Origin of the sequence: Guyparkeria sp. TX1 (assembly GCF_046523965.1) — a bacterium.
Taxonomy (GTDB): domain Bacteria; phylum Pseudomonadota; class Gammaproteobacteria; order Halothiobacillales; family Halothiobacillaceae; genus Guyparkeria.
In genome coordinates, this window is sequence record NZ_CP144142.1 from 1,490,192 (window position 1) to 1,502,842 (window position 12,651).

Consider the following 12,651-nt stretch of genomic DNA (forward strand, 5'->3'; position numbering starts at 1 on the left):
TTTCCAGGTATGAGTGACGAGCAGATTACCTTTGAAGTCGACGGCATGACCCTCCAGGGCAACCCGGGGGACATGCTGATCGAGGTGACGGACAAGGCGGGGATCAACATCCCGCGCTTCTGTTATCACCGCAAGCTGTCGATCGCGGCCAACTGCCGCATGTGCCTGGTGGAGGTCGAGCGCGCGCCCAAGCCGCTGCCGGCCTGTTCGACGCCGATTTCCGAGGGCATGAAGGTCTCCACGCGCAGCCCCAAGGCGATCAGCGCCCAGCGCTCGACGATGGAGTTCCTGCTGATCAACCACCCGCTCGACTGCCCGATCTGCGATCAGGGTGGCGAGTGCGAGCTCCAGGACGTGGCCATGGGCTACGGCGAGGGCGTCGGTCAGTACTCCGAGGCCAAGCGCGTGGTCAAGGACAAGGACATCGGTCCGCTGATCGCGACCGACATGACCCGCTGCATTCACTGCACCCGTTGCGTGCGGTTCGGCGAGGAGATCGCGGGCCTGAAGGAGCTGGGCGCGACCGGTCGTACCGATCAGATGGAGATCGGTACCTACATCTCCAAGAGTGTGACCTCCGAGCTGTCCGGGAACGTCATCGACCTGTGCCCGGTCGGCGCGCTGACGGCCAAGCCGTCGCGCTACACGCATCGTCCCTGGGAACTGGTGCAGCACAAGCACCTGTCCACGCACGATGCCTTCGGCTCGAACCTCTACATCCACACCCGCGAAGGGCGGGTGATGCGCACCGTTCCGCGCGACAACGACGCGGTCAACGAGACCTGGATCGCCGACCGCGATCGTTACGCCTACACCGGCCTGTTCACCGACGACCGTCTGACCCGGCCGATGGTCAAGCGCGATGGCGAGTGGGTTGCCACGAGCTGGGAAGAAGCACTCGAGGCTGCCGCCCAGGGCATCCAGGAGATCGTCAACCAACAGGGGCCGGCATCACTCGGCGCGCTGATCTCGGCCAACGCGAGCCTCGAGGAGCAGTACCTGACCGCGCGCATCGTCCGTGGCATGGGCTCGAACAACATCGATCACCGTCTGCGCCAGACCGACTTCTCCGGTGACGCCGACGACCCGGTCATGCCGTGGCTGGGCATGGACATCCCGGCGATCGCGGATCTGAACGCGGCTGTGACCGTCGGCATGGCGGTACGCGAAGAGGTCCCGCTGTTCGCGCACCGCCTGCGCCAGACTGCATTGAACAACCAGGCGCGGATCACCCTGATCCATCCCTACCAGCAGGATCTGACCTTCCCGGCGCGCCAGGCCCCGAGCCAGGTGGCCGAAGGCGGCGAGCTCGGCAGCCTGCTGGCACTGCTCAAGGCCGCCGGTGGCGAGATCCCGTCCAATCTGTCCGACCACCCGGTCGCCCGGATGGATGACGCCGCCGCGATCGTCGCCGAACTCAAGGACGCCGAGAAGGGCGCGATCTTCCTGGGTGCCGTGGCACAGAACGCCCCCGAATTCGCCGCGCTGCGCGCCGTGGCCGCCGAGCTGGCGCGACTCACCGGCGTCCAGCTGGGCATCGTCGCGCAGGGTGGCAACGCCGCCGGCGCCTGGCTAGCCGGCGCGGTGCCTCACCGTGCCGCCGGTGGTGCCGATGCCGTCGGGCACGGCCGCAACGCCGCCGACATGCTGGCCGAACCCTGCGAGGCGATGATCCTGCAGGGCATCGAGCCGGAATTCGATTCGGCCGCCGGTCAGGCCGCCATCGATCGGCTGGAACAGGCCGGTTGCGTGGTCGCCATCACCAGTTACGTCACCCCGGCGATGAAGCGTTACGCCGGCGTGCTGTTGCCCATGGGCACCGCGGTCGAAACGGCCGGCACCTGGGTCAACGGCGAAGGGCGGTGGCAGTCGGTCAACGGCGCGGTCCGGGCGCTGGGCGAGTCGCGCCCGGCCTGGAAGATCCTGCGGGTGCTGGGCAATCTGCTCGACCTCAACGGCTTTGACTACATGGCGGTCACCGAGGTGCGTCGCGAGATCCAAACGCATTGCCAGGAAGTGGCGCTCGAGAACAAGACCGCGTCGCTCGCCGAGGCGCGCTACGAATTGCCGACCAAGGCCGGGCAGGGCGGCTATCAGCGGGTTGCGCCGGTGGCGATGTACGGCATCGACCCGGTCATCCGGCGGGCCGCTCCGCTGCAGGCGACAGAAAAGACCGAGATGCAGCACCATGTGCTGGTCAATCCGGCCGATGCCGAGCGCGAGGGCTGGGCAGACGACATGACTGCGGCGATCGAGCAGGACGGCGTGCGCGTCGAGTTGCCGATCCGCGTCGATCCGCGCGTCACACCGGGCAGCGTCGTCGTGTTCAGCGGCGTGTATGCCGGTGAACTGGCGCCGCGCGCCGGCAAGGTCGAAATTCATGTGGAGGTCGCGGCATGATCACCGAATGGCTCTCGCCGGTTATCGGCTGGATGTCGCCGTCGTGGCAGTACTTCGTCGTTCACCTGCTGCTCACGCTGGTGATCGTCCTGCCGATCGTGGTCGCGGTCGCCTACCTGACGCTCGCCGAGCGCAAGGTGATCGGTTACATGCACGTGCGCATCGGCCCCAACCGGGTCGGGCCGCGCGGGATGTTCCAGCCGTTCGCCGACGTATTCAAATTGATGTTCAAGGAGGTGATCACGCCGACGGTCGCCAACAAGTTCATCTTCTATCTCGCGCCGGTCCTGATCCTGGTCGCCGCGCTGGTGGCCTGGGCGGTCATCCCGTTTGACGACGGCTGGGTACTGGCCGACATCAACGCGGGTCTGCTGTACGTGCTCGCGATCGGTGCGGCGGGCGTCTATGGCGTGATCCTTGCCGGCTGGGCCTCGAACTCCAAGTACGCGCTGCTCGGCGGCATGCGCTCGGCGGCGCACAAGGTTGCCTACGAGCTGGCGATGGGCTTTGCGCTGGTCGGTGTGTTGATGGTGGCCGGCAGTCTGAACCTCTCCGAGATCGTGCGCGGCCAGGAGGGCAGCATCCTGCACTGGTACTGGCTGCCGCTGCTGCCGATGTTCGTGGTCTACTTCGTCTCCGGCGTGGCCGAGACCAACCGCGCACCGTTCGATATCTCCGAGGGTGAATCGGAAATCGTCGCGGGCTTCCACGTCGAGTATTCGGGCATTGCCTTCGCGCTGTTCATGCTCGCCGAATATGCCAGCATGATCCTGATCTCGGCGCTGACCGCGGTCATGTTCCTGGGTGGCTGGCTGTCGCCGTTCCAGGGCACGTTCCTCGAGCCGGTGTTCGCCTTCGTGCCGGGCATCGTCTGGTTCCTGCTCAAGATCTCGTTCCTGCTGTTCGTCTTCATCTGGTTCCGCGCGACGTTCCCGCGTTTCCGTTACGACCAGATCATGCGTCTCGGCTGGAAGGTCTTCATTCCGGTGACGATCCTCTGGATCGCGGTGGAAGGCGCGTTCTTCTACTTCGAAGTCGGTCCTTGGTTCTAAGAGGTTCCTGCGATGAACGCGATCAAGCATTTTTTCAAGACCTGGTTCCTGTGGGAACTGTTCCTCGGCATGTCGGTGACCGGCAAGTACTTCTTCGGCCACAAGTACACCGTGCAGTACCCGGAGGAGAAGACACCTCAGTCGCCTCGTTTCCGTGGCCTGCACGCACTGCGTCGCTACGCCAACGGTGAGGAGCGCTGCATTGCCTGCAAGCTCTGCGAGGCGGTCTGCCCGGCGCTGGCCATCACCATCGAATCCGAACAGCGCGAGGATGGCACGCGCCGGACCACGCGCTACGACATCGACCTGTTCAAGTGCATCTACTGCGGCTTTTGCGAAGAGGCCTGCCCGGTGGATTCCATCGTCGAGACAAGGGTTTACGAGTACCACTTCGAGAATCGTGGCGAGAACATCATGACCAAGGACAAGCTCCTCGAGATTGGTGATCGCCTCGAACCGCAGATTGCGGCGGACCGCCTGGCGGACGCGGCCTACCGGTAACGGCTCTCGATCAGGTGTAATCGGTACGGGGTGACGTGCCGGCGGGCGGTGGTCGTGGTAACGTCCCGTCCCGTCGTGGCACGACGCCCGGCACCTGGAACAACGAACGAAACAACGGTCAACCGGCTCAGGGGCGGACGCCCGCTCCCAGCAGAAGGATAGTCATGTCGCTCTATCAGATCCTTTTCTACGTATTCGCTTCGGTCGCGGTGCTTGCCGCCATCCGGGTGGTGACGGTCAAGAACCCGGTGCATGCCGCCCTTTACCTGGTGCTGACGTTCTTCTCGACCGCGCTGATCTGGATCCTGATGGAAGCGGAATTCCTCGGCATCGTGCTGCTGCTGGTCTACGTCGGGGCGGTGATGGTGCTGTTCCTGTTCGTGGTGATGATGCTCGATGTGAATATCGCGCCGCTGCGCGAGGGCTTCATCCGTAATCTGCCGGTGGGCGTGTTCGTCGCGCTGGTGATGATCATCGAGCTGGCACTGATCCTCGGCCCGGCGAGCTTCGGCCTGGATATCTACCCGTCACCGGAGCCGGCCCCGGCGGACGCGGGCAATACGCTCGCGATCGGCCAGGTGCTGTACACCAAGTTCGTCTATCCGTTCGAGATCGCGGCGTTCATCCTGCTGGTCGCCATTGTCGCGGCGATCGCGCTCGCCCATCGTCGTCGCCCGGGCGTCCACTACCAGGACATCGACGCGCAGGTGCGCGTGCGTGCCGAGGATCGCGTTCGCATTGCCGAGCTGGATGCCGACAAGACCCGCCGTGGCGATGTCGCGGGCGACTCCAACGCCAACCAGGATAAGGAAACGTCATGATCAGCTTGTCCGAGTTCCTGATCTTCGGCGGTCTGCTGTTCTCGATCAGCGTCGCCGGCATCTTCCTCAACCGCAAGAACGTGCTCGTGCTTCTGATGGCCATCGAGCTGATGCTTCTGGCGGTCAACGTGAACTTCGTGGCGTTCTCGCACTTCTCCGGCGATATCGACGGCCAGGCGTTCGTGTTCTTCGTCCTGACCGTCGCCGCGGCCGAGGCGGCGATCGGTCTGGCGATCCTGGTGACGCTGTTCCGCAATCGACGCACGATCAACGTCGAAGACCTGACCGAGATGAAGGGCTGATTCAATGGAAAAGGTTTATCTTGCCGTCGTACTTGCCCCGCTGATCGCCTCGATCATTGCGGGCCTGTTCGGACGACAGATCGGTCGGTCCGGCGCCCACTGGGTCACGATCATCGGCGTGGCGATCGCGCTGGCCGCCTCGGTGTACGCCTTCTACATGCACGTCTTCGGCGGGCTGGGGACGTTCGACGGCACCGTCTACACCTGGATCGCCTCGGACCTGTTCGAATTCAATATCGGCTTTCTGGTCGATAACCTCACCGTGATGATGATGGTGGTGGTCACCGCCGTGTCGCTGATGGTTCACATCTACACCATCGGCTACATGCACGATGATCCCGGCTACCAGCGCTTTTTCAGCTACATCTCGCTGTTCACCTTCTCGATGCTGATGCTGGTGATGTCGAACAACCTGCTGCAGTTGTTCTTCGGCTGGGAAGCGGTCGGCCTGGTCTCGTACCTGCTGATCGGCTTCTGGTACAAGCGCGAGTCGGCGATCTTCGCCAACCTCAAGGCCTTCCTCGTTAACCGGGTGGGCGACTTCGGCTTTTTGCTCGGCATCGCCGCGATCCTCGCCTACACCGACTCGTTGCACTACGCGACCGTGTTCGAGCGCCTGCCCGAGCTGGCCGACATCACGGTCGAGTACTGGCCGGGCGTCGAGTGGTCGCTGATCAGCGTGATCGCGATCCTGCTGTTCATCGGCGCGATGGGCAAATCGGCACAGGTGCCGCTGCACGTGTGGCTACCGGATTCCATGGAAGGCCCCACGCCGATCTCGGCGCTGATCCACGCGGCCACCATGGTGACCGCCGGCATCTTCATGGTGGCGCGCTTCTCGCCGCTGTTCGAACTATCCGATGCGGCGCTGTCGTTCATTCTGGTGATCGGCGCGGTGACCGCGATCTTCATGGGCCTGCTGGGTATCGTCCAGCACGACATCAAGCGCGTGATTGCCTACTCGACGCTCTCGCAGCTCGGCTTCATGACTGCCGCGCTGGGCGTGTCGGCCTACAGCCCGGCGCTGTTCCACCTGATGACCCATGCCTTCTTCAAGGCGCTGCTGTTCCTCGCGGCCGGCTCGGTGATCATCGCGCTCCACCACGAGCAGGACATGCGCAAGATGGGCGGGCTGGCGAAGAAGCTGCCGATCACCTTTGCGACCTTCTTTATCGGGGCACTGGCGCTGATCGGCTTCCCGGGCACCTCCGGGTTCTACTCCAAGGAGTCGATCATCTACGCCGTGGCGGCCTCCGAGCTACCCGGGGCAGAGTTTGCCTACTGGGCGCTGTTCATCGGCGTGTTCGTGACCGCGTTCTACACCTTCCGCATGCTGTTCCTGGTGTTCTTCGGCGAGTCGCGGATGGACGCCCATACGGCCTCGCACGCCAAGGAATCGCCCAAGGTGGTCACCGTGCCGCTGGTGCTGCTGGCCGTGCCGTCACTGATCATTGGTTTTCTGGTGGTCGAGCCGATGCTGTTCGGTGCCTACTTCGATGACTCGATCCGCGTACTGGCCACCCACGGGGCGATGGCGACGCTGGAAGACCAGTTCAAGGGCGCGTGGGGCATGTTCCTCTACGGCTGGACCACGCCGGTGGTCTGGATGGCGCTCGCCGGCGTGGCGGGTGCGGCGATCATGTACCTGGGTATGCCGAATGTATTGCCGCCGCTGTTCGCCCGCGTGTTCGCCTGGCCCAAGCGGATTCTCGAGGAAGGCTACGGTTTCGACAGCTTCAACAACACCGTCATCGCCGGCGGCTCGCGGCTGCTGGGCCGTGGGTTGTGGCAGGGCGCCGACCTGCGGGCGATCGACGGCTGGCTGGTCAATGGCACGGCCGCATTCGTGGGTTACATGGCCCGCACCTGGCGCCTGATCCAGACCGGCTACCTCTACCATTACGCGTTCGTCATGATCCTCGGCCTGATCGGGCTGATGACCTGGATCGTGTTCATTGGCGCGTAACGCCCAAACCGATAACAAGCGAAGGAAAACGGTTCGATGCTGACCTCCTGGCCCATACTGAGCCTGCTCGTCTGGTTGCCGATCGCGGCAGGCCTTGCCGTCATGCTGTTCGGCGAACGGCGTGCCGCCTCGGCGCGCTGGTTCGCGCTGATCGTCTCCGTCGTGGTCTTCGTGATCAGCCTCGGCCTGATCGTCGGATTCAACACGCAGACCGCCGCGATGCAGTTCGTCGAGCATCTGCCGTGGATCCCGGCCTTCGGCATCAACTATGCGTTGGGCGTCGACGGCATCTCCATGCCGCTGATCGTGCTGACCACCTTCACCACCATCCTCGTGGTGGTGGCCGCCTGGGAAGTGATCAAGGAAAAGGCCCACCAGTACCTGGCCGCCTTCCTGATCATGGAAGGCATGATGAACGGCACCTTCGCCGCAATGGATGCCATCGTCTTCTACTTCTTCTTCGAAGGCATGCTCATCCCGATGTTCATCATCATCGGTATCTGGGGTGGCCCGCAGCGGGTCTACGCGACGATCAAGTTCTTCTTGTATACCTTCCTCGGCTCGGTGTTCATGCTGGTCGCGCTGATCTACATGTACTTCCAGGCCGGTAGCTTCGCCATTCCCGTGCTGCACGAGTTGCCGCTGACACTGACCGAGCAGATCCTGATCTTCCTGGCCTTCCTGATCGCCTTCGCGGTGAAGATCCCGATGTGGCCGGTACATACCTGGTTGCCGGATGCGCACGTCGAGGCGCCCACCGGCGGCTCGGTCATCCTGGCGGCGATTATGCTCAAGATCGGTGGCTACGGCTTTCTGCGCTTCTCGCTGCCGATGACGCCGGACGCGGCGGCGACGCTCGACTGGCTGATGATCGCGCTGTCGCTGATCGCGATCGTCTACATCGGCCTGGTGGCGATGGTCCAGTCGGACATGAAGAAACTGGTCGCCTACTCGTCGATCTCGCACATGGGCTTCGTCACCCTGGGCCTGTTCGTGATCTACATGATTGTCGCCAACCCGGACAACGCGTCGGCTAGTGGCGTGACCCTGGCGCTCGAGGGCGCGATGGTGCAGATGATCTCGCACGGCCTGATCTCGGCGGCGATGTTCCTCTCGATCGGCGTGCTGTACGACCGGCTGCACACCCGCGACATCTCGGCCTACGGCGGGGTGGTCAACACCATGCCGTGGTTCGGCGCGCTGGTGGTGCTGTTCGCCATGGCCAATGTCGGTCTGCCAGGCACCTCGGGCTTCGTCGGCGAGTTCATGGTCATCCTCGCCGCGTTCAAGGCCAACTTCTGGATCGCCCTCGCCGCGGCGCTGACGCTAATCATCGGCGCGGCCTACACCCTGTGGATGGTCAAGCGCGTGATCTTCGGCGAGGTCAAGAACGAGGGCGTCAAGACCCTCCAGGATCTCAATTTCCGCGAGGCCTGGGTGCTAGGCGTGCTCGCGTTCCTGATCGTGCTGATCGGCGTCTGGCCGAACCCGCTGGTCGAGGTCATGCACGCCTCGATCGAGAATCTGGCGCAACAGGCGCTGACCACCAAGTTGTAAGACGTTCCCTATGACACTCGCCTCTCTGAACCTGCAACCGGTCCTTCCCGAAATCGTCCTCGCGGCGATGGCGTGCCTGATCTTGCTCGTCGATCCGTTCCTGCCCAAGCGCGGGCCGACGGTGAGCTTCGTGCTCTCGATCCTCACCCTGGTCGCGCTGTTCGTGATCACACTGGTGCAGATGGACGACAGCGTGCGCATGAGCTTCGGGGAGATGGTGGTCAACGACCCGATGGCCGACCTGATGAAGCTGGTGGTCTACGTGCTGGTCGCCGCGGTGTTCGTCATCTCGCGCACCTACCTGCGCCAGCGCGGCATCGACAAGGGCGAGTACTACATGCTCGGCCTGTTCGGCGTGCTGGGGATGATGATCACCATTTCCTCGAATCACCTGCTGCTGCTTTATCTCGGCCTCGAGCTGATGTCGCTGGCGCTGTACGCCATGACCGCGTTCAAGCGCGACGACGGCCGCGCCTCCGAGGCGGCGATGAAGTACTTCGTGCTCGGCGCGCTCGCCTCGGGCATCCTGCTCTACGGTATGTCGTTGCTCTACGGCGTCACCGGTGACCTGACCCTGACCGCGATCGCCGAGTCGGTGGCCGCCGGCGAGGACTCGATGGCGCTCAAGGCCGCCGTGGTGCTGATCGTGGTCGGCGCGGTGTTCAAGATGGGCATCGCCCCGTTCCACATGTGGTTGCCGGATGTCTACGAGGGCGCACCCACGGCGGTGACACTGTATCTGGCTGCCGCGCCGAAGGTCGCTGCGCTGGCCCTGGTGATGCGCCTGCTGGTCGATGGCATGGGGCCGTTGTTCTACGATTGGCAGCCGATGCTGATTGTGGTGGCGATGCTGTCGATGGCGATTGGCAACGTGGTCGCCATCGCGCAGACCAGTTTCAAGCGGATGCTGACATATTCCACCATCGGTCACGTCGGTTTCATCCTGCTGGGCGTGCTGGCTGGCACCAATGAGGGCTACGCCGCGGCGCTGTTCTACACCATCGCCTACGCGGTAATGACCATCGGTGGCTTCGGTATCATCCTGCTGCTCGCACGCCAGGGCTTCGAGGCCGAGAGCATGGATGACCTCAAGGGGCTGAACGATCGCAGCCCGGTGATGGCATTCGTCTTCCTGCTGCTGATGTTCTCGATGGCCGGTATCCCGTTCACCTTCGGTTTCTGGGCGAAGCTTGCCGTGCTGCAGTCGATCGTCGGCGTGGGCTTGTGGTGGCTTGCCACCTTTGCCGTGGTCACCGCGGTGATCGGTGCGTTCTACTACCTGCGTGCGGTCAAGATGGTCTACTTCGACCAGCCGGAAGACACCAGCCCAATCCAGGCCGACGTCAACGTGCGGGGGGTGCTGATCCTCAGCGGTGCCTCGATGCTGATCTTCGGCCTGTATCCGACCGGCCTGACTGCACTGACGGCTGGGGCCTTCGGGCTCTAAACCCACACTTGCCACACGCCACCGAAACGAGGCCCACATGATTGCCGACTGGATTATCGCGAGCTACCTGATCGGCCTGTTCGTTCTGGCGAATCTGCCTTTCATCAACCAGCGACTGTTCCTGGTGATCCCGGTGGCCGAACCGGGTCGCCAGAAGTCGTTCTGGTGGCGGATCGTCGAATGGCTGGTCTACTTTGCCATCGGCATGGGAGTCGGTATCTACCTCGAATACTCGATTGGCGGTATCGAACCCAAGGGCTGGGAATTCTGGGCCATAGCTACGTCGATTTTTGCTGTCTTCTCGGTGATCGGCTTCATCTGGCAGTACCAGTTGCGGAAATACCTACAGGCCTGACCCAACTCGCAACCCGAAGGGGTGTCTCGCCACGAAAAAACCGCCAGTCGAGCATGGCTCACTGGCGTTTTTTTGTGCCCGTTATCTAAGTGATGACACGTTGCCACGATTGGCGTGGAGCGAGGCCGGGGCGTGTTCCTCCCGCTGGTCATTGGGTGAGGAGGGCGGGTTGTCTTTCGCCCGGTCAGTGGCGCCCTGTGGATTGATCGCGGGGCTCGTGGTCGGCCGTTGCCTCTGACTCGTTGTCGTTGGATGCGGTCTCGGCAGGCGCGGCCGGCGGATAGATCAGGCTTGCCGGCTGCTGCCGGAGCAGTTGCCAGTAGGCCCGCACGAGGTTCATCGGCTTGGCGATGCGGGTGCCGCGCGCCCGCAGGGCGACGTTGAGGGCTAGGGCGAAGCTCACGGTGAGGTTGACCGCGCCGATCAGCAGCACGAAGCCCAGCAACAGGGCGAACGTGAGTGGTCCGGCGAATTCGTGCGACATCGCGTAGCCCAGGTCCGCCGAGGAAAAGGCTACGTGGCGGATGTCGAGTGGCAGGCCGAGCAGGTAGCCCACGTAGCCGGTGGAGCCGAGCATGATGCCGAAGGCGAAGTTACTGATCAGGGCGCCGTAATGGCCATCGATGTAGGTAGCTAGACGATGGCGGGCGCCTTGCGGCAGCACCCGTTGAAGCAGCGGATGCTCGCGCAGCCTCGCCTCGAGTCCCAGGTACGCGGCACGGTTGTCGAAGAACCCCGCGATCAGGCCCGACAGGAACAACCAGACGCCGGCGATGGCGGCGTAGAACAGGGCCAAACCGCTCACGGGATTGATTCCCGCCAGGATGTAATCCGCCCGTTCGCTGGTGATCAGCGAGCTGCCGGTCTGTTGTTGCCACAACCAGGCGATCAGGAAGGCAAGCGAGAGGGCGGCGATGACGTTGCCGGCGATGGCGACGAACTGGGTGCGTCCCACGCGCAGCAGGAGATTCGCGAGCTTGCGGGGGTTGGCGCGACCGTGTTCGCCTTGCTCGACCTGCTCGGCGATGCTCGCGGCTGTCATGGCCGGCTGCTTTGTGGCCACCGTCCCGTGCAGGATGTGGATCAGGACGAAACCCAGCCCGTAATTGAGACTGACCAGCACGGTTTCGGGCAGGCGCGCAAAGCCGCTCTCAAGGATGTGGATCTTGAGCAGGGCCATGACGGCGATGACTAGCCCGCCGGCCAGCCCCGAGGCCAACATGCGGAAATAGGCGGGGCGGTCGCCGGCGATGTAGTGCTCGCCCTTGTCACTGGCGTTCTCGGTGACGCTGCGCGCCAGTTGGCGCACGCTGCGGCGGATCAGCGGGCGGATGCCGTGGCGTTCGGAACTGGCCTCGACCAGTTCGGTGAACAGGGCGGTCGCCCGCTCGTTGCATTGCTCACATGCCTTGGGGTCAAGGATGTCGAGCAGTCGTTCGATCCGGGCGATGGTCTGGCCGAGGCGCTCGAGTAGGTGGGTCAACGAGATGCTGGTCCCGCGCGTGACCGCGCGCCGGTGCAGGCGTTCGACCTCCTCGCTGCATTGTTCGAGCAACACGCGGATGTGGGCATCATCGTGGAAGTCCTCGAGCTTGCCGTCCATCCAGCCGACGTAGTCACGCACGTAGGCGCCGACCTCACGTTGCAGGGCAATGAAACTCGAATCGCGGGTGGCCATGCTCGGGTCGAGTCGCAGGATGTCGGGCTCGAATTCCTCGGCCGCGATCCAGATGGCCAGCATCTCGACGGCGTACAGTGTCTCGCGGGTCAGCCGGTCCCTGCCTTTCTGGCCCGCCTCGTCCGGCGACCACGGCCAGAGTGTTCGCATCAGCCGCCCCCAGCAGGGCGGCGGCACCTGCGCCACCCACTCGGGGTCATCGGTCTCGTGGAACGCGAGGTAGAACACGTCACGCACGCTCATCGGATCGGCCGGCGCGGGATTCAGGCGCTCGTAGACCCGCTGACCCAGCTCCCGCAGGAAGCCGCGTCGCGAGAACAGTCCCAGTCCGGCGAGGATCTGAAAGAAGCGCGCCTGGTCGAGCCAGTCCCCAAGGCGCTCATGAAGGGCCTCCTGCATCGTGGAGTCTGCCTCGAGCGCTACCTGCAGTTGCTCGATGCGTTCGATGGCCGCCGAGGCATCCTCGTCCGAGCCGGGACGCAACCAGTCGATGATGGCGACCAACGTGCCGACCGGATCGTCTGCATGGCGTTCGGTGAGCGTCCGGAGCAGCTGTTGGGGCATGGCGTGAT

At 63.8% G+C, this 12,651-nt stretch carries 10 protein-coding genes; 9 read left to right on the plus strand and 1 reads right to left on the minus strand.

The window, feature by feature from the left end; translation table 11 throughout:
- Positions 1–9: 9 nt before the first annotated feature.
- The 9 genes from nuoG to VWP12_RS07040 all read left to right on the plus strand — a co-directional run bounded on the left by nuoG (position 10) and on the right by VWP12_RS07040 (position 10,401).
- Entirely contained in the window at positions 10–2,400 is a 2,391-nt protein-coding gene (gene nuoG, locus VWP12_RS07000; RefSeq protein ID WP_410473534.1) for an NADH-quinone oxidoreductase subunit NuoG, read from the plus strand.
- A gap of 32 nt (positions 2,401–2,432) precedes the next feature.
- Positions 2,433–3,452 (plus strand): NADH-quinone oxidoreductase subunit NuoH, encoded by a 1,020-nt coding sequence (nuoH, locus tag VWP12_RS07005; protein WP_125198745.1) that lies wholly within the window; start codon positions 2,433–2,435, stop codon positions 3,450–3,452.
- A 12-nt stretch (positions 3,453–3,464) separates the two neighbouring features.
- Positions 3,465–3,953: an NADH-quinone oxidoreductase subunit NuoI gene (gene nuoI, locus VWP12_RS07010; RefSeq protein ID WP_125198713.1), complete on the plus strand. Its 489-nt coding sequence runs from the start codon at positions 3,465–3,467 to the stop codon at positions 3,951–3,953.
- 164 nt (positions 3,954–4,117) lie between these two features.
- Complete coding sequence (locus VWP12_RS07015; RefSeq protein WP_410473535.1) at positions 4,118–4,774, plus strand: NADH-quinone oxidoreductase subunit J; 657 nt, start codon at positions 4,118–4,120, stop codon at positions 4,772–4,774.
- Positions 4,771–5,076, plus strand: coding sequence for an NADH-quinone oxidoreductase subunit NuoK (gene nuoK, locus VWP12_RS07020; RefSeq protein ID WP_058575727.1), 306 nt, complete (start codon positions 4,771–4,773; stop codon positions 5,074–5,076). The genes VWP12_RS07015 and nuoK overlap by 4 nt, the downstream gene beginning before the upstream one ends.
- A 4-nt stretch (positions 5,077–5,080) precedes the next feature.
- The gene (gene nuoL / locus VWP12_RS07025; protein WP_410473536.1) at positions 5,081–7,042 is read left to right on the plus strand and encodes an NADH-quinone oxidoreductase subunit L; all 1,962 of its coding nucleotides are present in this window, start codon (positions 5,081–5,083) and stop codon (positions 7,040–7,042) included.
- Between the two features lie 36 nt (positions 7,043–7,078).
- A complete protein-coding gene (locus VWP12_RS07030; protein WP_410473537.1) occupies positions 7,079–8,599 on the plus strand; it encodes an NADH-quinone oxidoreductase subunit M in 1,521 nt (506 codons plus the stop codon).
- A gap of 10 nt (positions 8,600–8,609) precedes the next feature.
- Positions 8,610–10,046: an NADH-quinone oxidoreductase subunit NuoN gene (gene nuoN / locus VWP12_RS07035; protein ID WP_410473538.1), complete on the plus strand. Its 1,437-nt coding sequence runs from the start codon at positions 8,610–8,612 to the stop codon at positions 10,044–10,046.
- 37 nt (positions 10,047–10,083) lie between these two features.
- Positions 10,084–10,401 carry a DUF2818 family protein gene (locus VWP12_RS07040; protein WP_410473539.1) on the plus strand — a complete coding sequence of 106 codons (318 nt, stop codon included), beginning with the start codon at positions 10,084–10,086 and terminating at the stop codon, positions 10,399–10,401.
- Positions 10,402–10,585: 184 nt separating this feature from the next.
- Here VWP12_RS07040 and VWP12_RS07045 read toward each other — a convergent pair whose 3' ends face one another.
- Positions 10,586–12,643: a site-specific recombinase gene (locus tag VWP12_RS07045; RefSeq protein WP_410473540.1), complete on the minus strand. Its 2,058-nt coding sequence runs from the start codon at positions 12,641–12,643 to the stop codon at positions 10,586–10,588.
- Positions 12,644–12,651 lie beyond the last annotated feature (8 nt).